Here is a 20,329-nt window from a genome sequence, read left to right on the forward strand (position 1 = left end):
CTCGGACAGCCGACACGTCGTCCAATGTCCCAAGCGCGGCACGCCCGGTTCGCAGACAGGTAGCTTGAGGAATTGATGGCTGACAACGAGGGCACGTCCACCACGACGACCGAATCCCTGCCCGCCAGCGCGGACGCCGACCAGGCAGCCGCGCAGGTGGCCGCCGCCTCCACCGAGGCTTCCGGCGGGGCGCACACCGACATGACGGTCGCCGAGCTGCGCGACTGGTTGCGCAACTGGGTCGCCGAGGCGATCGGGCAGCCGGTCGAGCAGATCACCGTCGACCGGCCGATGGAGGAGTTCGGGCTCGCCTCGCGCGACGGCATCGCGCTCGTCGGTGACATCGAGGACCTGACCGGTGTGGTGCTCACCGCGACCGCCTACTTCCAGCATCCGACGATCGCCTCGCTGGCCGAGATGGTCATCAACGGCGAGCCGGAGACCGTCGACGAGGCGTCCGGCGACGCCTTCTACACCGAGGGCTTCAAGCCGGGCGAGGCACACGACATCGCCATCATCGGCCTGTCCACCCGGCTGCCCGGCGCGGGCGACACCCCCGAGTCGACCTGGGAGTTCCTCATCGGTCGCGGCGACGCGATCCGTGAGCTGCCCGAGGGCCGCTGGGAGGAGTTCACCAGTAACCCTGCGGCCGCCAAGGCCATCGCCGACGGCAACACCCTCGGCGGCTATCTGGACCAGGACGTGGTCAAGGGCTTCGACGCGGAGTTCTTCGCGATGTCGCCCATCGAGGTCGAGCGGGTCGATCCGCAGCAGCGCCTGATGATGGAGCTGACCTGGGAAGCGTTGGAGCACGCCCGGATTCCCGCGAGCGAGCTCAAGGGCGCGCCGGTCGGCATGTTCATCGGCTCGTCCACCAGTGACTTCATGCTGATCGCCGCGCTCGGGCTCGGCGCCGATCAGGGGCCGAACGTGCCCGCGTCCGCGCAGGCGTACGGGATCAGCGGCAGCTCGAACGGCATCATCGCGAACCGGGTCTCCTACTTCTACGACTTTCGCGGCCCCTCGGTCACGGTCGACACCGCGTGCTCGTCGACCCTGGTCGCGGTGCATCAGGCGGTGCGCGCGCTGCGCGAGGGCGACGCCGATGTGGCGCTGGCCGGTGGCGTGAACATGATCCTGGCGCCGATGGCCACCCTCGGCTTCGACATGGGCGGCGGCGTCGCCAAGAACGGCCGGGTCAAGGCCTTCTCCTCGGACGCCGACGGCATGGTCCGCTCCGAGGGCGCGGGGCTGTTCGTGCTCAAGCGTCTCACCGACGCCGAACGCGACGGCGACCGAATCATGGCCGTGATCAAGGGTTCCGCGGTCAACAGCGACGGCCGCTCCAACGGCCTGTACGCGCCGAACCCCGATGCCCAGGCCGACGTGCTGCGCCGGGCGTACCGGGACGCGGGCATCGTGCCGTCCACCGTCGACTACATCGAGGCACACGGCACCGGCACCCCGCTCGGCGATCCGATCGAGGCCGACGCGCTGGCCAAGGTGGTCGGCCGCGGTCGCGACGAGGACAAGCCCGCGCTGCTCGGTTCGGCGAAGACCAACTTCGGCCACCTGGAGTCCGGCGCGGGTGCGGCGAGCCTGGCCAAGGTGCTGATGGGCTTGCAGCACAACGTCATTCCGCCGAACATCAACTACGCGGGCCCCAACCCGTACATCCCGTGGGATCAGTCGCACCTGAAGGTGGTCGTCGAGCCGACGGAATTCCCGCGCTACAGCGGCACCGCCACCATCGGTATCTCCGGCTTCGGCTTCGGCGGCACCAACGCGCATGTCGTTGTGCAGGAATACGTTCCGGCTTCGGCCGAGGTCGCGGCCGTCGAGCCGGTAGTGCCCGAGGCCGCGGCCGAAGACGCCGCGGTCGCCGCTCTCGATGCCGACCTCGACGACGAGACGACCGACGTGATCGCGGAAGCGGACGCGGTCGTCGCGGACGCGGACGACGCAACCGAAACCGCCGCTCCCGCTGTAGAAGCCGCCGCGCCGGTCGCGGAAATCGTTGCCCCCGTTGCCGAATGGACCGCCGAGCGCACCGAGCCGCTGCCGGTGATCCTGCCGGTCTCCGGCTACCTGCCCTCGCGTCGCCGCCGGGCCGCCGCGGAACTGGCCGACTGGCTGGAATCCGAAGCAGGCCGCGATGTTTCGCTTGAGGATGTGGCCCGGTCGCTGGCCAAGCGCAGCCACTGGCGCTCGCGCGGCGTGGTGCTCGCCAGCACGCATGAGGAGGCCGTCAGCGGCCTGCGCGCCATCGCGGCGAGCAAGCCGGGCGCCGGTGTGTTCACCGCCGACGCGCCCGCCGTCATGGGCCCGGTCTGGGTGCTCTCCGGTTTCGGTGCGCAGCACCGCAAGATGGCCAAGCGGCTCTACCTGGAGAACTCGATCTTCGCCAAGGCCGTCGACGAGGTCGACCTGCTGGTCGAGGACGAGGCGGGCTACTCGATCCGCGAGCTGTTCCTCGACGACAGCCAGGACTACAACGTCGGCACCTCGCAGGTCGGCATCTTCACCATTCAGATCGGCCTGGCCGCGGTGCTGCGCGCACACGGCGCACAGCCCGAAGCGGTGGTCGGCCATTCGATGGGCGAGGTCGCCGAGGCCTACATCGCCGGTGGCCTCCCGCTCGAGGACGCGGTGCGGGTGATCTGCGCGCGCTCGCGGCTGATGTACGAGGGCGAGCAGATGATCACCGACGACGACGTGCGCAACATGGCGCTCGTCGAATACAGCGCCGAGGACATCGAGAAGCTGCTCGTCGACTACCCGGACGTCGAGGTCGGCGTGTACGCCGCGCCGACCAACACGGTGATCGGCGGCCCGAAGGCCCAGGTCGAGGCGATCGTCGCCCGGGTCGAGGCGGAGGGCAAGTTCGCCCGCATCCTGCAGACCCGCGGCGCGGGCCACACCTCGCAGATGGACCCGCTGCTCGGCGAGCTGGCCGCGGAGCTGGCCGGTATCGAGCCGACGAAGCTGAAGACCGGCCTCTACTCGACGGTGCACAAGGGCGAGTTCTACCGCCCGGGCAACGACCCGGTGCACACCGAGGACTACTGGGTCAAGAACCTGCGCAGCAGCGTGTACTTCACCAATGCGGTGAAGCTCGCGGTGGACGCCGGACACACCACCTTCCTGGAGCTCGCGCCGAATTCCGTTGCGCTGATGCAGGTGCTGGGCACCACCTTCGCGGCGGGCCTGCACGACGCGCAGCTCATCCCGACGCTGAAGCGCAAGGAAGACGAGGCCGCCGGCGTGATCGGCGCGCTGGCCCAGCTGTACGTGCACGGGCACAAGGTCGACCTGTCGTCGCTGCTCACCCCGGGTGACTACGCCGACATTCCGCGAACCAAGTTCGTGCGCAAGGAGTTCTGGCCGAAGGTCTCGCTGGCCGCGACCGGGAACACCGGGGTGCCCGGCGCGCACGTGGCGCTGCCGGACGGCAGGCACGCGTGGGAGGTGCGGGCCGAGGCGGCAGGCGATCTCGCCGCGCTGGTGAATGCCGCTGCGGCACAGGTGCTCAGCGACGTGACGCTGGGTGCGTCGATCGCGCACGCCGCCGTTCCCGCCGTCGGCACCCTGACTACCACGCTGACCCCGCACCCTGGTGGCGCGTCGGCGCAGGTGCACGTCAAGGAGGGCGCGACCTTCCGGCTGCTGTTCGACGCGGTGGTCACCTCCGGTGCGCCGCTACCCGAATCCGTTGCGGCCCAGAGCGTTCCGGCCACCAGCACGGCGATCGAACCGGCGGGCGGCGCCGACCTCGAGGTCGTGGAGACCTTCGGCGATCGGTGGGATCCGAACGGCAACCAGTCGCTCGACGACCGGCTCGCGCTGATCGTCGCCGAGTCGATGGGCTACGCGGTCGAGGACCTCCCGATGGAGATCCCGCTGATGGAGCTCGGCCTCGACTCGCTGATGGCCATGCGCATCAAGAACCGCGTCGAATACGAATTCGATATCCCGCAGCTGCAGATCCAGGCCGTGCGCGACGCCAACCTCAACGAGGTCGGTAAGGTGCTGCGCTACGCCATCGACCACCGCGAAGAGATGCAGGCGGTGGCCGAGCGGCAGGCCGCGGGCGAAGAGATCGTGGTCGACGGTGGATTCATCGCCGCGGCGCGCGCCGCGGTCGAAGCCGGTGCCGATCCCGCCGCAGCTGTCGCGGAAGCGGCTGCCGCCGAAGGTGTTTCGCTGGACATAGCGAGCACGTCGGTGGCCGCGGAAGCCGCGGAGATCGTCGCGGAGGCAGAGACTGCGGCCGGTATCACCGGTGCCGCCGCCGGTACGGCGACCCCGGCTCCGGTCTCGACCGAGCAGGCCGCCGCGGCGGACGCGAAGGAAGCGGCGATCGAGCGGGCGCTCGACAACGTGGACACCACCGCGATCGGCGCCGCCGAGGCGGTCACCGCGCAGGCGGCTCCCGCTGCCGCGCCGGCCTTCGGTGCACCGTCCGCGGCCGAGGAAGACGACGTGCCACCCCGTGACGCCGCAGAGCGGTTGACCTTCGCCACCTGGGCGATCGTCACCGGCAAGTCCGCGGGCGGCATCTTCAACACCCTGCCGATCCTCGAGGAGGAGGTCGCCGAGAAGCTGGCGGACCGACTCACCGAGCGGATCAAGGCCGAGATCACCGTCGACGACGTGCTCGACTGCGAGACCATCGAGCAGCTGTCCGATGTTGTGCGCAACCTGCAGGACAGCGGCGCCGACGTGGACGGATTCATCCGCCCGCTGCGGCCGCGCGAAGCGGGCTCGAATGCGGTGCCGGTCTTCGTGTTCCACCCGTCGGGTGGCAACACACTGGTCTACGAGCCGCTGCTGAAGCGGCTGCCCGCAGGCACGCCCATGTACGGCTTCGAACGCGTCGAAGGCGACATTCTGGAGCGCTCGCAGCAGTACGTGACCGAGCTGCGCAAGATGCAGGGTGATGGCCCGTACGTCCTGTACGGCTGGTCGCTCGGCGCGGTGTTCGCGCTGCAGGTCGCGCAGCTGCTCCGGGCCGACGGCGCCGACGTGCGTTTGGTCGGCATGCTCGACCTGGCTCTCCCGGTCGAGGGCGAAGACAACAGCCCAGAGGAGCGGTTGCGCCGGATCGAGCGCTACCAGGTGTTCGCGAAGAAGACCTATGGCGTCGAAGGTGAGTTGGACCGCGGGCAGCTGGAGGAACTGGCAGCTGCGTCCGACGAGGACCAGATCAAGATGATCACTGATCTGGTCAAGTTGAGCGGCACCAAGATTCCCGGCGGCGTACTCGAGCACCAGCGTACTTCGTGGGTCGAGAGCAGGCATTTGTTCCGGACCGCGCCGACCCACTACGACGGTGATGTCGTGCTGTACCTCGCCGATCGCTACCAAGACGGCATGATCGAACTCGAGCCTCGATTCGCCGATCGGCGTCCGAATGGTGGTTGGGACGAATACATTCCAAACCTCGAGGTCATCCACATCCCAGGTGACCACCTGCAGATCGTCGATGAACCGCGGATCGGAAGGATCGGAGCCGACCTCACCGCGAAGCTTGCGGTGATTGCCCCCTAAGGGTGCACCTGACGAAAGAGGTGAAGTGAGCGAGCGCAGCGAACTAACCAAAGGCACAGCGCTAGGGGGCACGGCGGAGCCGAGCGCTAGCGAGGTGCAGCCGTGAGCACTACTGCCGAGAAGCTCGCCGAACTGCGTAAACGATTGGATCTTGCGCAGGAACCGGCAGGCGAAGCGGGGGTGGCGAAGCGAGCGAAGAAAGGTATCCCCAGCGCTCGCGACCGGATCAATATGCTGCTCGATCCAGGCACCTTCGTGGAAATCGGTGCGTTAGTGCGCAAGCCGGGTGACCCGACCGCGCTCTACGGCGACGGTGTGGTCACCGGGCACGGTCTCGTCGAGGGCCGCCCGGTGGCGGTCTTCTCGCACGACCAGACCGTCTACGGCGGTTCGGTCGGCGAGATGTTCGGCCGCAAGGTCGCCGGGATCATGGAGTACGCGGCCAAGGTCGGCTGTCCGGTGGTCGGCATCAACGACTCCGGCGGCGCGCGCGTGCAGGAGGCGGTCACCTCGCTCGCCTGGTACGCCGAGCTCGGTCGTCGTCAGGAGCCGCTATCCGGTCTGGTGCCGCAGATTTCGATGATCCTCGGCAAGTGCGCGGGCGGTGCGGTGTACGCCCCGATCAACACCGACGTGGTGGTGGCGACCGAAGAGGCGTACATGTTCGTCACCGGTCCCAAGGTGATCCGCGAGGTCACCGGCGAGGACGTGAGTCTCGATGAGCTCGGCGGCGCGCAGAGCCAGGCCGAGTACGGCAACATCCATCACGTTGCGCCGGACGAGAAGTCGGCGTTCGAGTGGGTGCGCGACTACCTCAGCTTCCTGCCGACCAGCTGTCAGGAGTTGCCGCCGATCGTGAATCCCGGCATGGAGCCGGAGCTCACCGACAGCGACCGGGAACTGAATTCGCTGGTGCCGGACTCGGATAACGCCGCGTACGACATGCACGACATCCTGCTGCGGATCTTCGACGACGGTGGCTTCCACGAGATCGGCGCCACCGCGGGCCGCAACATCATCACCGGTTTCGCCCGCGTCGACGGCCGTCCCGTCGGTGTGGTGGCGAACCAGCCGATGGTGTACGCGGGTGCGCTGGACGCGCGGGCCTCGGACAAGGCGGCGCATTTCGTGCGGCTGAGCGACGCGTTCGAGATCCCGCTGGTCTTCGTCGTCGACACCCCGGGCTTTCTGCCGGGCGTGGAGCAGGAGAAGATCGGCGTGATCAAGCGCGGCGGCCGGTTCCTGTTCTCCTACGTGGAGGCGACGGTACCGAAAGTTACTGTGGTGATTCGCAAGTCGTACGGCGGCGGCTACGCGGTGATGGGCTCCAAGCAGCTCGGCGCCGATGTGAACCTGGCCTGGCCGACCGCGCGCATCGCGGTGATGGGTGCGGAGAGCGCGGTGAGCCTGATCGGCGGCAAGCAGATCGAGGCCGCACCGGAGGACCAGCGGGCGGCCATGCGCCAGCAGATGATCGACTTCTACAACGCCACCATGGCGACGCCGTGGGTGGCCGCCGAACGCGGGTACATCGACGCGGTCATCGAGCCCGCCAACACCCGATTGGAACTGCGTAAAGCCTTGCAGCTGCTGCGCGACAAGTCGCTGGCGCGCAATCCGCGCAAGCACCACCTGCTGCCGCTGTAGCACCGGAATCGGGCCGCATCCCGTTGCGGCGCGGCCCGATTCACCCGAGTCGGGCTACCTCAGCCGAGGCTGGCGGATTCGATGATGACGTCGTCGGTCGGCACGTCCTGGTGCCCGCCGGTGGTGCCGGTGGACACGGCGGCGATCTTGTCGACCACCTCGGTGCCCTCGATCACCTTGCCGAACACCGTGTAACCCCAGCCGGACGGGGTCGGCGCGGAGTGGTTCAGGAACGCGTTGTCGGAGACGTTGACGAAGAACTGCGCGGTCGCCGAGTGCGGGTCGTTGGTGCGCGCCATCGCCACGGTGTACTTGTCGTTCTTCAGGCCGTTGTTGGCCTCGTTCTGGATCGGCGCCTGCACGCCCTTCTGCCGCAGGCCGCGCTCGAAGCCGCCGCCCTGAATCATGAAGCCCGGAATGACGCGGTGGAAGATGGTGCCGTTGTAGTGACCCGCGTTCACGTAATCCACGAAGTTCTGCACCGTGTTCGGTGCCTTCTGGTCGTCAAGTTCCAGGACGATCGGTCCGTAATTCGTCGAGAGATTCACCTTGGTCATACCCACACCTTGCCAGCCCGCCGTCGCGCGCCTTTTGCCGGTCTTGGGATGCGGCCCGACTATCGCCCGCGACCCGCGACTGGGAACGGCGGCCATGCTGGGCGTGTCCAGCGAGTCGGCTCGGTGTCGGCGCGATCAGCTGTGACATTTCTCCAGGTCGGATGGGGCAAAGTTCATTTCGCATTTCAATTGATCTAGAAACGGACAACTGATCTCGGGTGAACACGGGTAACTCACCGCGCACGCCCACAACGCGATTCGGCACTTACCGCCGGACGTCGACGAAACTTGCCTCGGACTTAAGTCTGGCTTGAATACTCAGGGCGCCGGGTGAGCCTCGCCTGAAAACGCGGATGGGCGGACAAGCCTGGCCTGAAGACGCCAGGGGGCCGGGGAGCTAGCATTGCCAATCGTGCCCGACGCCGCTACTGCTGTCCTGACGAAACCGCCCGCCGTGCCAGCGGCCTCTTCGGCCGATTTCCGGACGGCGCGAATCATCGCGCTGGTCGCCGGACTACTCGGCGCGCTGTTCGCCTTGGCCACTCCGTTTCTGCCGGTCACCCAGACCACGGCGGAGCTGAACTGGCCGCAATCGGGGATGGCAGGAGGCGCAGCCGACGGGGCGGGTAAACACAGCGCGACGCTCGGCAATGTGCAGGCCCCCTTGATGTCTCAGGTCCCGATCGACCTGACCGCCACCATCCCGTGCAGCGCGGTCGCGCAGCTGCCGGAGAAGGGCGGCATGCTGCTGGCCACCGCGCCGCCGCAGGGCGACCGGGCGGCGCTGGAGGCCATGTTCATCCGGGTGTCGGACACCACGGTGGACGTCATCGACCGCAACGCCGTGGTGGTGTCGGCGCCGCGCTCGGACATGGAGCGGTGTTCGGCGCTGGAGCTCACCTCCGACAAGGACCGCACGCACGCGGAGTTCAAGGGCCTGACCACCACGGTCACCAAGCCGGTCGAGGGCGCGGCGCCCGGCACCGAGCAGCAGGTGGAGGTGCCGGTCGAGGGCACGTTGAACGGGGACCTGCGGCCACAGGTGGTCGGCGTCTTCTCCGAGCTGAAGGGCGCGGCGCCCGCCGGACTCGGCTTCCACATCACCGTGGACACGCGGTTCTCCACCAGCCCGACCGTGATCAAGCTGATCGCGATGATCGCGGCGGTGCTGTGCACCCTCGTCGCGCTCGCGGCGCTGGCTCGGCTCGACGGCAGTGACGGGCGCGGGCACCGCCGGATCCTGCCGTCGAACTGGCTGAAGCCGACCTGGGCGGACGGCGCGGTCGTCGGCACGCTGCTGGTGTGGCATTTCGTCGGCGCCAACACCTCCGACGACGGCTACATCCTGAGCATGGTGCGGGTCGCGCCGCACGCGGGCTATATGGCCAACTACTTCCGCTGGTACGGCGTGCCGGAGGCGCCGTTCGGCTGGTACTACTACGTGATTCAGCTGTTCGCGGAGTTCTCCACCGCGAGCCCGTGGGTGCGCCTGCCCGCGCTGGCCTGCGCCATCCTCTGCTGGATGGTGATCAGCCGCGAGGTGGTGCCCCGCCTCGGTCGCGGTGTGCGCAACAGCAAGGTCGCGCTGTGGACCGGCGGCCTGGTGTTCCTCGCATTCTGGATGCCGTTCGACAACGGCCTGCGCTCGGAGCCGATCGTCGCGCTCGGCGCGCTGCTCACCTGGGTGTCGATCGAGCGGGCCATTGCGACCGGACGACTGTTGCCTGCCGGTGTCGCGGTATTGGTCGCGGCGTTCACTCTCGCGGCCGCGCCCACCGGATTGATGTGTGTGGCGGCGTTGCTCGCCGGTGTTCGCCCGCTGGTGCGGATCGTGGTGCGCAGGCGACGGCAGTTCGGCTCCGCAGGGGCGAAGTGGTGGTCGACGTTGCCATTGCTCGCACCGATCGCCGCGTCCGGATTGCTCGTACTGATCGTTGTTTACAGCGACCAGACCTTCGCGGGTATCCAGGAGGCCAACCGGGTGCGTCAGGTGACCGGGCCGAACCTGGCCTGGTACGAGGACTACCTGCGCTACTACTACCTGTTCGTGGAGACCGTCGACGGCTCGCTGTCCCGCCGGTTCGCGTTCCTGGTGATGCTGCTGTGCCTGTTCACCACCATGCTGGTGTTGTTGCGGCGCAGGCAGGTTCCCGGCATCGCGAGCGGGCCGACCTGGCGATTGATGGGCGTCGTCTTCGGCACCATCTTCTTCATGATGTTCAACCCGACCAAGTGGACGCACCACTTCGGCGCGTACGCGGGCATCGCCGGTTCGCTGGCCGCGGTCACCGCGGTCGCGGTCTCGGCATCGGCGTTGCGCGCCAGGAAGAATCGCGCGATCTTCTTGGCCGGCTTGTTGTTCGTGCTCGCGCTGTCGTTCTCCGGCATCAACGGCTACTGGTACGTGTCGAGCTTCGGTGTGCCGTGGTTCGACAAGCGCATCTCGCTGCACGGGTACCAGTCCAACAGCCTGATGCTCGGTCTGTTCGGCCTCGCGCTCGCCTTGGTCGCCTGGCACTCGCTGCGTGAGGGCTACGCGAAACCGGAGGCCTCGCCGAAGTCGGCGCGCGGCAAGCGGATTCGTAAGTTCGCCGCGATCCCGCTGACCGTTGTCGCCGCGCTGATGGTGCTGCTCGAGGTGATGTCGCTGGTCAAGGGCGCGGTCGCGCAGTACCCGGCGTACTCGCTGGCGCGCTCGAACTTCGACGCGCTCGGCGGCAACAGCTGCGGTCTCGCCAATGACGTGCTGGTGGAACCGAATCCGAACGGCGGCACGCTGCAGCCGATCGTCGATCCGGCGCATCCGCTCACCGATCCGAACGACCCGTTGGCCGGGGTCGACCCGGTCGGCTTCGATCCGAACGGCGTGCCGGACGACCTGTCCGCCGACAGCGTCGAGGTGAAGCCGGGCACCGGTAACACCTCCACCCAGTCGGTCGGCGCCGCCTTCGCCGAGGGACAGAGCGCGGGCACCGGCGGTGGTCAGGGTTCGCGCGGCGTGAACGGCAGCACCGTGGCGCTGCCGTTCGGGCTGGATCCGGTGACCACGCCGATCCTGGGCAGCTACCAGAAGAATGTGCAGCAGCCCGCACACCTCACGTCGAGCTGGTACGGGCTCGCGCCGCGCGCCGCGGACAGCCCGCTCGTGGTGATCTCCGCGGCAGGCCGCATCCTGTCGGTCGACGACACCGGCGACACCAAGTACGGCCAGTCGCTCACCGTCGACTACGGCCGGAAGCTGCCGGACGGCGGCGTCGAGAAGCTCGGCACCTACCTGCCGCGCGACATCGGCCCGTTCCCGTCCTGGCGCAACCTGCGCGTCCCGCTCGCCGAGATCGCGCCGGACGCGGACGCGGTGCGCATCGTCGCCAACGACCCGATCCTGATCGGTGACCAGTGGCTGGCGTTCACCCCGCCGCGCATGCCGAAGTTGCAGTCGCTCAACACCTTCCTCGGCGACAAGCAGCCGGTCCTGGAGGACTGGGCGGTCGGCCTGCAGTTCCCCTGCCAGCACCCGCTCGACCACAAGAACGGCGTCGCGGAGGTTCCCGGCTACCGCATCCTGCCGGACCGCCCACTGGCCACCACCTCCACCAACACCTGGCAGGCCCAGGAGTTCGGCGGCCTGCTCGGCTTCGCCCAGATGCTGGCGAAGTCGGTAACCGTCCCGACCTACCTCAAGGACAACTGGGCCCGCGACTGGGGCTCCCTGGAGCGCTACGACCAGTACGACCGCAGCGCCACCCCCGCCCAACTGGAAACCGGCAACGCCACCCGCTCCGGCTTCTGGTCCCCAGGCCAACTCCGGGTGTTCTAGCCCGCGCTCGAAGCGGCGGTCGATGAAACTCATCGACCGCCGCTTTGCTGTCGACCTGGAAAGATCTCGGTCGGCGCCCGGTAGGCTCACGGCATGACGAGCGGCGCTCCCAGCGACTGGTACCGGTGGATCCCGGAGCAGATCACCGCACGGGATTATGAGCTTCTGCCAGAAGACTTCTGCCGCACGATCGAAGTCGTCGACGGCCACATCGTGAAATGCGAGAGCCCGTCGCGCCTGCATAACCGGGTGGCGCGACGCATAGCCACGCACATGGAAGCTGGACGTAAGCCGGAGCCATGCCTCATGGTCGACACCGATGTCGACGTCCGGATCAGTGACGTTCCCTTGAGCCTCCGCAGACCTGATGTGATCGTGTATCGCTGCCTCGACGACGACTCGAAGCTCTACGCGGGCGACACAGTGCTTGCTGTCGAGGTCGTTTCGCCCGACAGCTCCTTCCACACCGACACCGTGGAGAAGAAGGCGGCCTACGCCGCGGCGGGTATTCCGGTGTACCTCATAGTGTTTCTGACCGAAGCCGGCGACGGTATCGAGCTGATCGAGGAGTATCGCCTGTCTGAAGGTCGATACCACCTCGTCTGCTTGCACACCCGCCGCCTGACATTGGATTCACCCATCTCGGTCGACGTCGTGTTCGGTGATCTGACGTCAGGGTAGGCGGCGCATCGTAGCGGCCTGGGCCAAGAGGACCTCGTCCATGCGTTGTTCGACCCAGGATTTGGCCGCCCTGCGGCCGTTCGTGGCCGGGTCGATTCGCGGGCATGGATGGCATGTTTGCGACAGTGGCCCAAAGAGTAAACCCGCCCCCGAGCGGGGACGGGCGGGTGCGGATCATGGATATGCCGAAATCGCCGGAGCCACAAGGGAACAGCGGATATCAGCTGACCAGGTCAGGCGGCGGTAGCAAAGGGGCTGGATAACACCGCGACCGCGGCACCGCGGCGGTCGCTGGTGGGTTGCTCAGACCTTTGTCATACGCAGACCGAGTTCGCGGCGGAGGACCTCCTGGGAGGGGAGGCGGTCGAGTACGCGCAGCACGGCGGGGCGCAGTTCGCGTTGCTCATCTGCGGTGAGCAGACCGACGAGGTCGCGCAGATCCATGTGGTCGAAAGCCGACGTCATAATGCACAGGTTACGGATTTCTGTGGGTTTCGTCCTGCGATCGTGCGGTGTTTTTGCCGTCCGAGCGGTCTGTTTACAACATCTTTGCGGCCCCGCGACACCGAACCAGCTGGTCCGGTGTCGCGGAACGGCAACGGCGGCTAGCGAACCCGGATCGGATCGTCCTCGGCCAGACCGGTCCGGTTCTGCACGGTGACGCCGATCTCAGCGGGTCCGGCCTTCGTGTCATAGGGGGTGAACTTCTCCAGGGATCCCCAGTCGCGGGACCAGTCGTGGTCGAGGTAGCTGGGCATGGTTTCCGACTTCAGCAGCAGCCCGGTCCAGCCGAGCGGGCCGCCGCCGATATCGTCCTGCCAGGCGTTGGACGCGTCGGAACCGACCCGGTCGGGCAGGATGCGCCAGTTCGGCACCTCGGCGACGCCGTCGTGATGGTTGAACGGGCGCTGGCACGGGAAGGCGAGCCCGACGTGCCAGTCGAGCAGCACCGGATTGGCCGAGCCGACAACGGAATTCAGCGTGGCCAGCTTGGGCAGCCGGGGCGGGGTGACCGCGAGCCACTGCTTCTGGGTGATGTCGTTGTCCACCGCGACCAGCCGCACCGCGTTCGCCTCGATCGGCAGCTGATCCAGCGGCACCCGCAGGTTGCGCCAGGACGGCGCGGGCCCGATGTCGATCGGGTCGACCGAACCGAGCTTGCGCACCGAGCCGTCCGCCTCGTGCACGCCGTACTCGAGGTGCAGTTCCTGCCCGTAGGTGACGACGCCGTCGGCGTCGACGTGCCGGATCCGGCCCGCCGCGGTGATGGCCAGCATCTGGTAGGCGGGGTCGTGGCGCATGCTGTCGGCCAGGTCGAGGCGGTACCACTGGGAGGTGAGCGAGGCCTGCTGCTGCTCGTCCTCCTGGTAGCTGCCCATGATCGGCGTGGTGGCCGGGTCGAGGCCGAAGGGCAGGGCGACGGTGCTGCCGTTGGCGCCGGTCTGCGTCGTGGTGCCGCCGCCGGTGCCCGCGCCGGTGGTCTTGGTGGTTTTGTTCTTGGAGTCGGAGTTGACCGAGTTGGCCCCGCCGGAGACGGTCTCATCCGCGTCGGCGGTGAGATCGCTCGCGACGCCGTTGGGCGTGAATCCCTTCGACTCCGCGGCCAATCCGTCCGCGGGCGATCCGGTGAAGGGGAGCAGCACCGACTTGTCCGTGTCGGTCTCCACCAGCACCTCGTTCGCCAACGCGCACGAATCCCCCGTCAACGACTGGAGATTCGACTTGGCGACCGAGTACGCGGGGTACTGCGCGACCGCCGCCTTGGCCAGCGACGCCACTTCGAACAACACGAGGATGGCCGCGGCGATGGTCAGCGGAGCGGACGCGAACCGATCGAAACGCTTTGGCGCCGTGCGGACCTGGCGATACGGCTCTCGATAGTGCAGCCACACCGCGACTATCAGCGCGACCCCGCTGAGGCCGAGGAACACCGTGGAGAAGCCCTTACCGGCGAACAGCGGTGCCTTGTCCCACCACGGCACGCCGTAGCTGGACACATACCACCAGCCGTTCGACCCGGTGAACGTCACCGCGAGCAGGAAAAGCACCGCCGCCGCGAACAGCGCCCGGTTGCGCGGCGAGCGAATTCCCTCGCCGCCCACGGCAACCGCCGCGAGCGCGGCCAGCGACCCGGCCAATCCGGCATATACCCCGAAGTGGTGCGTCCACTTGGTCGGCGTGAACATCATCAGCACCATCGACGCGAACACGATGCCGAGAATCCGCACCGACGGCCCGCGCGACGTGCCGGGGATACGCCCCTTGCGCAGCACCTGCAGCACGCAGACCAGCAGGCACAGCAGCATGACCAACACTCCGAACCGGCGGGCCAGCGACCCGTCCGGCGAGAGCATCAGCAGCGAATCCCACCGTGTGCGTTCGTCGAACCAGGCCACATTCGGCCCGATGATCGTGCGCACCCGGGTGGCTTCCAGCACCGTCGACAGGGTCTGATCGGCGAAAACCACCACCAGCACCAGGGTTCCGGCGGACAGGCCGGGTGCGAGCAGCGCCAGGTAGCGGAACAACGTTGTCGCCCAGGACGGTCGAGCACCGCTGGGATCATGTGCGCCGGACTTCGTTGCCGGAACGCTGTTCTCATCGGCATCGTCGAGTCCCATGGAACCCGAAGGACTTTCGGCCACCCCGCCACCAACCGCGGGCACCACTCCACGCGCCCGCTTGATGATGATCTGCAACACCGGCCGCGACCCCGCGATCAGCGCCGCGATGCAGATGAGCCCGGTCGGCCCGGCAGCCAGCGAGAACCCCGCGATCAACACCGCGACGGCGGCGGGCAGCAGCCGTCCGGTGGCAATGGCGCGTTCGATCGAGCACCAGGTGAGCAGCGCGCCCGCCGCGATCAGCGGCTCGGGCCGCAGACCGTTGTCGTAGGGCAGCCAGAAGGCGAGGAAAACCAGCCCGGCCGTCCACAGCGCGACCTTGTTCCGCCGGACGCGGGCACCCAAGCGCGGCAACACTTCCCGGCTGATCACCAACCAGCACGTCACGCCCGCGAGCACGGCGGGCAGCCGCATCCATGGGCTGGCATCGGAGATTCGGGTCATCCACGCGAGCACCTCGTACGACCAGCCGAACGGCGCCTCGGGCACCCCGAACCAGCGGTAGTAGTTCGCCATGTACCCCGCGTGCCCGGAGGCCCGCGCCATGTTCAGGATGTAGCCGTCGTCGGAGGTGTTGGCGCCGATGAAGTGCCACAGCCCGAGCGTGCCGAGCACCACCGCGTCGGTCACCGTGAACCGCCACCAGTGCGCGGGCAGGAACCGGCGGGCCCGGCGCCGATCGCTGGTGTCCAGCAGGTGCAATGCGATCAGCGCGATGATCGTGAAGACCACGGCCGCGATGATCGCGGCCAGCTTCAATACCGTCGGCGACGAGGAGAAGCGTGAGTCGATGTCCGCGTGCAACCGGGCGCCGGCCAACCGCCCGGCCGCCAGATCGGTGAACACACCGACCATTTGCGGGCGGATATCGCGAGTCACGGTGTTGCGGAACGGCGTCCCGTCCTGCCGGGTCGCACCGGTGATCTCGGTGGTTGTCGCGGCCGCCGTCGAGTCGACGGTGAGCGCGGTGCAGCCCGCCGCGGTGATCTCGGCGACCGGCGCGGACAGCAGCGGCACATCGCGCAGCACCACCGAGAGCGTTCCGTCGGCGACCGAGACCACCAGCCCCTTGGTGGCCGCCTGCCCCGACGACACCGGCACGGTGGACACCACCGTGCCCGATCCCACCGCCTGCACCAGCGAGCACGGCAGCGTCGCGGTCAGCCGTAGCGGCTGATACGACACCAGCGGCGCCTCGACACTGCTGACGCCGGCCTGCGGCCAGTCCAGGGTGGCCCGATCCTCCTGCACCGGCAACAGCGGTGTCAGCAGTGCCAGCACGAATCCGAGGAGCCCGGAGACGAGGGCGATCAGGCGGTAACGGGTGAACGCTCGAGTTGATCGGTCCGGTCGCACGGGGGTTGATGCTAGCTACCCGCCGGGCCGGAGCCGGTGATCACCACCTATCGCATGGCGCGAACATCCCAAACCCACACGTCATCGACCCGGGTCGGCCCGAAGCCGAGCAGTTGCGTCACGGTGGTGCGCAGTGTGTCGATGTTCCTGGTGGCGGGCAGTACGAACACGTCGGCCCGCCAGAAGTTCAGGTCGGCGCGGATCTGTTCGCGGGCCTCGTCGGTGATCGGCGGCACGGTGCCGGTGTCCTGGGCCTGCACCAGCAGCGCGGTGGTCGGCCGGAACTCGGGGCCGTAGATGCCCTTCTTCTGGGTGCTGGTCGGGCCGACGAAATAGCCGCCGGCGAGCGGGAAGTCGAAGTCCGCGTCGGCCTGCCAGCGCAGCGCGCCCGCGTCCATCGGCCGCGACGGCGGCACCATCACCACGGATCCGTCGTCGACGTAGTCGCGCACCGTCCCGTCCGCGAAGAACGCGGGTGTCGCCGGGCGCTGGACCACCGGCAGCGGGGTCGGGAGCAGCGGCGCCAACGCGAACAGCAGCGCGCCGAACCAGGCCAGCGGGCGCCAGTCGATCGGCGACTCCCGCCACCAGCCGATCGCCCGCTGGGTCGCCAGGGCCAGCACCGCGGCGATGGCCGGGATCGCCGCCATGGTCAGTCGGGTTTCCAGCACCGTGCTCAGCAGCGGGATGTGTTCGGCCCAGCGCCAAGGCAATTGGATGCCGGTGTCCTGCTTGCCGAACATGGCGACCGCGCCGAGCGACAGCACCCCGAACACCACGATCACCACGCCCGCGGCCCGCACCACTCGGTCCCGCCAGAGCAGCGCGACGGTGGCGGCCAGCACCAGCAGCAGCGGCCAGCCGAAGTAGGCGTTCTGCTCGGTCTCGTTGATCGCGACGTACTGACCGGGCGAGAAGATGCCGCCCAGTGACTCGGACGGGAACTGCGTGATCGCCTTCAGGTCGTTGCCCATCGGGCCGTGATCGATCGAGCGGTAACTCTGCGGCCCGAAGAACTGCCACCACAGCGGTATCACGGTGCACACCAAGGCAATTGCCCCGGCGAGCAGGACCCGCGGGGCGATCCCGCGCAGCACCCGCAGTCCTTGGCGCGGTGTGTGCAAGTAGTACACAACTGTGAACAAGCCGAACGACAGCGCGAAGATCAGTAGCGGTTCCTCGCCGAGCGCGATCTGCAGCGCCACCAGGAATCCCAAGAGGACCGCGTCGCGGGCCCGCCAGTGCCGCCGGTCCGCATCGCGGACCCGGGCCCGCCGTGCCATCCGGATCAGTAGCCCGGCCATGATCGGAAGCAGGAGCAGCACAACGAAATTCGGGTGCGCGTTGGCGTGCGAGATCATCGCGGGCGCGAAACCACAGAACAGCCCGCCGACCACGGCCGCTACCTTGGACTCGACCAGTTCTCGGGAGAAGAGCCAGTACCAGGCCTGCGCGGTAGTGGCCAGCCCGAGAGTCAGCACGAGCACGAACGTCACGGTCGGCCCGAACAACAGGGTGATCGGGGTCAGCGGCACCCCGACGCCGAACATGGCCGTGTTGGCCATCATGTTCACCCCGGCCGGGAAGTTCTGCAGCGTCGTGCCGAGCGGGTTCTCCAGATGCGCCACCGAATGCGCGGTGACCGCGAAGAACCATTCCCACATCGTCTGGTCCTGACCGCTCTTGATCAGGTACCCGCTCTGCGTATTGCGCCACTGCCCGGACAGGACGATAACGGCCAGCGCCAGATACCCGACCGCGACGGTCAGATCGACCCGGTTGACCCGGATACGGGGGAGTCTTCGCTTGCGAACGGGAGCCGACGGCTCCGTGGTGCGCACGCCGGTCGCGGTGGATGCCCTATCCGCGACGCCTACCGCCGACCCGTCCTGTGTACCCAGATCGACCTGCCGTGCCCGTGCCACCTGCAAACTTCTCCTGTAACTAGCTTCAACTCAGCCGCCCACGCTACCCAACATGGCTGTGTTGTGCCTGGCAACGGGAGCTGTCGGCCGAGCTGGGACCGGGCAGCGGCGCAGGTCGAGACGCGCTTCTGCCCGGTTCCGTGAGCTGCGTTATCTGTGCAGGGTGACCAGGGTGAAGGGCCCGATATCGGTGGTGCTGAACCGCGGGTCGGCGAAGAGGTCCTTGGGGAAGGTGACGGTGTAGCGCTGCACGTTGGGGTCGTTCGGGTAGACGTCCTTGGCCAGGCGCAACGTGTAGGCGTCGCCGCTGCGCCGGAACAGGAAGGCGTCCGGCGCGCGCCACGGGCAGGTCGCCAACGCGTCCAGCAGCGCGCCGGACGCCTTCAGCTTGCTCCAGCTCTCGATGGTCGCGGCCCGGGCCGGGAAGTCGGCGAGCATGTTCGCGTAGTGCGAGGTGAGCGCCTGGAAGCCGTAGTACGGATAGAAGGACAGGAAGCTGGTGTCGGCGGTAAGGACCACCGTGCCCGAGCGCGGCCGTCCGGTCTGCGCGAGCAGTGCCTTGTCGATATCGCGGTAGTGCGACACGGCCGACGGCGGCCGCTTGTCGGCACGGTCCCCGTTGCCGTCGGTGTCCGTGTACGCGGTGGTGATCTCCGGCGCGAGGATGTGCGGGATGTTCTGGGTGAACGCGAGCGTGCCGACGATCCCGACCGCCACCGCGGCGAGCCGGAATCCGCTCGGTTCGTTCAACGCCTGATAGACCGCCCGGGCGCCCTCGACGAAACCGAACGCACCGGCTGCGGCCAGCAGCGCCAGCAGCACCGATTCCAGCCGGAACGACAGCAGCGTGGTGCCCGCCGCGGTCGCCGCCATGGACAGCAGCGACCACAGGCAGACGGCAAGCACGCCGATGCCGAGCGCCTGCGCGCGCCGCGACGAGGCGGCCCGCAGCACGAGCCAGATGAGACCGATCAGGCACAGCGCGCCGCGCAGCGAGAACTCGGCCATCGGCAACGGCAGTTCGGCGCCGGACTCGGGCAGATAGTGGAACGCCGAGCCCGAGGTCGCGACCTTGCCGCTCAGCGTCTTCAGCAGGTACGGCAGCCATACGATCAGCGCGATCGCCGCGGCGATCGCCGCGATCACCACCAGCCGCACCAGTGGCGGGACGGCCGCCCGCCACGGCTTGCCGGTGTCGTCGTTGCCGCGGGCCCGTCGCGGATGCGCGGCGGAATACTGTTCGCGCACCGCGAGTCCGGCCGCGAAGAGGCCCATCAGCCCGACGGCGAAGGCCGCGAATCCCGCGTACAGCGTGTAGAACGTGGCGGCCATCCCCAGGAACAGGCCGGTGCCGAACACCGCGCCCCACCCGCCGAGGGTGTTCCCCCGTTCGACCGGCCGGTGCAGCGCACCCCAGGCGAGCACGAGCGCAGGCGGCAGCAGGATCACGATCACCGCGCTGTACGCCTCCGGCGAGGCGTACGCGACCGCGAGTGCGGTCACCGCCGCCGTGACCGCGATCGCCCAGTCCGCGCGAATCAGCTTGGACCACAGCACGAGTGAGATGACCGCGGCCACCGCGATCGACCCGATCGCGTACGGCTTGAACGCCTCCCAGCCGTCCATGCCGAGCACATTGGCGACGCGTCCGCCGATCCAGAACCATCCGGCCGGATAGAACGGCGGCAGATCGGCGTAGGTCATGTCGTGCAGCGCGGCGGAATCGGTGAGTCGCGTCAGATACTCCGTACGGAATTCCTGATCCACCGAGACGCCGAGCAGGTACAGCTTGGTCGCGGCCAACGGCATACCGAGGGTGAAGGTGACGAACGTCGAAATGCCAACCCACGAGAGCAGTTTCGCTACCCACGGCTGAGTGAACCACTTACCCGGGCGCATCCGCGTCAGCGCGATCGCCGCCACCACGAAGACCGCGGCGACAACCTGCCCGACCGTCGTCAACGCACGAGTGACGTTGGAGGAGTTGAACGCAGGCCACTGCACCATCGAGAATGCAGTGAGACCTACGGCGGTCACCACGACGGCGACAAGCGTGGCCAGCACCGCCTCGCCAACACCGGACCCGATGTACTTGGCCAGCAGCGATCCTCGTCCGCGCACCGGAGCCGGTGTTTCGCTCTGCTCCGCGACCACGGCCGTCATCGACGGGCT

The 20,329-nt window shown here is 68.1% G+C and carries 9 protein-coding genes; 4 read left to right on the forward strand and 5 right to left on the reverse strand.

The features are described 5' to 3' along the window. The first annotated feature begins 75 nt into the window (after positions 1-75). Both pks13 and ACQPW1_RS01230 read left to right on the forward strand, forming a co-directional pair. On the forward strand, positions 76-5,550 hold the full coding sequence (gene pks13, locus ACQPW1_RS01225; RefSeq protein WP_433660936.1) for a polyketide synthase Pks13: 5,475 nt from the start codon (positions 76-78) through the stop codon (positions 5,548-5,550). A 102-nt stretch (positions 5,551-5,652) separates the two neighbouring features. Beyond that, positions 5,653-7,197 (forward strand): acyl-CoA carboxylase subunit beta, encoded by a 1,545-nt coding sequence (locus tag ACQPW1_RS01230; protein ID WP_433660937.1) that lies wholly within the window; start codon positions 5,653-5,655, stop codon positions 7,195-7,197. Between the two features lie 59 nt (positions 7,198-7,256). Here the strand turns inward: ACQPW1_RS01230 and ACQPW1_RS01235 are convergent, their stop codons facing one another. Further along, a complete protein-coding gene (locus ACQPW1_RS01235) occupies positions 7,257-7,754 on the reverse strand; it encodes a peptidylprolyl isomerase (protein ID WP_433660938.1) in 498 nt (165 codons plus the stop codon). A 412-nt stretch (positions 7,755-8,166) separates the two neighbouring features. Here ACQPW1_RS01235 and ACQPW1_RS01240 point away from each other — a divergent pair, with 412 nt between their 5' ends. Further along, positions 8,167-11,571, forward strand: coding sequence for an arabinosyltransferase domain-containing protein (locus ACQPW1_RS01240; RefSeq protein WP_433660939.1), 3,405 nt, complete (start codon positions 8,167-8,169; stop codon positions 11,569-11,571). A 93-nt stretch (positions 11,572-11,664) separates the two neighbouring features. After that, positions 11,665-12,252, forward strand: a complete 588-nt coding sequence (locus ACQPW1_RS01245; RefSeq protein WP_433660940.1) for a Uma2 family endonuclease — start codon at positions 11,665-11,667, stop codon at positions 12,250-12,252. 303 nt (positions 12,253-12,555) lie between these two features. Here the strand turns inward: ACQPW1_RS01245 and ACQPW1_RS01250 are convergent, their stop codons facing one another. The 4 genes from ACQPW1_RS01250 to ACQPW1_RS01265 form a co-directional block, all read right to left on the reverse strand. Beyond that, the gene (locus tag ACQPW1_RS01250) at positions 12,556-12,717 is read right to left on the reverse strand and encodes a hypothetical protein (RefSeq protein WP_191093775.1); all 162 of its coding nucleotides are present in this window, start codon (positions 12,715-12,717) and stop codon (positions 12,556-12,558) included. Positions 12,718-12,857: 140 nt separating this feature from the next. Beyond that, positions 12,858-16,232: an arabinosyltransferase domain-containing protein gene (locus ACQPW1_RS01255; protein WP_433660941.1), complete on the reverse strand. Its 3,375-nt coding sequence runs from the start codon at positions 16,230-16,232 to the stop codon at positions 12,858-12,860. Between the two features lie 47 nt (positions 16,233-16,279). Continuing rightward, the gene (locus ACQPW1_RS01260; RefSeq protein WP_433665582.1) at positions 16,280-18,133 is read right to left on the reverse strand and encodes a glycosyl transferase; all 1,854 of its coding nucleotides are present in this window, start codon (positions 18,131-18,133) and stop codon (positions 16,280-16,282) included. 174 nt (positions 18,134-18,307) lie between these two features. Further along, the gene (locus ACQPW1_RS01265) at positions 18,308-20,320 is read right to left on the reverse strand and encodes an arabinofuranosyltransferase (protein ID WP_433660942.1); all 2,013 of its coding nucleotides are present in this window, start codon (positions 20,318-20,320) and stop codon (positions 18,308-18,310) included. Positions 20,321-20,329: the final 9 nt, after the last annotated feature.

The sequence above is a fragment of the Nocardia sp. CA-128927 genome, from assembly GCF_050955855.1.
Lineage (GTDB): Bacteria > Actinomycetota > Actinomycetes > Mycobacteriales > Mycobacteriaceae > Nocardia.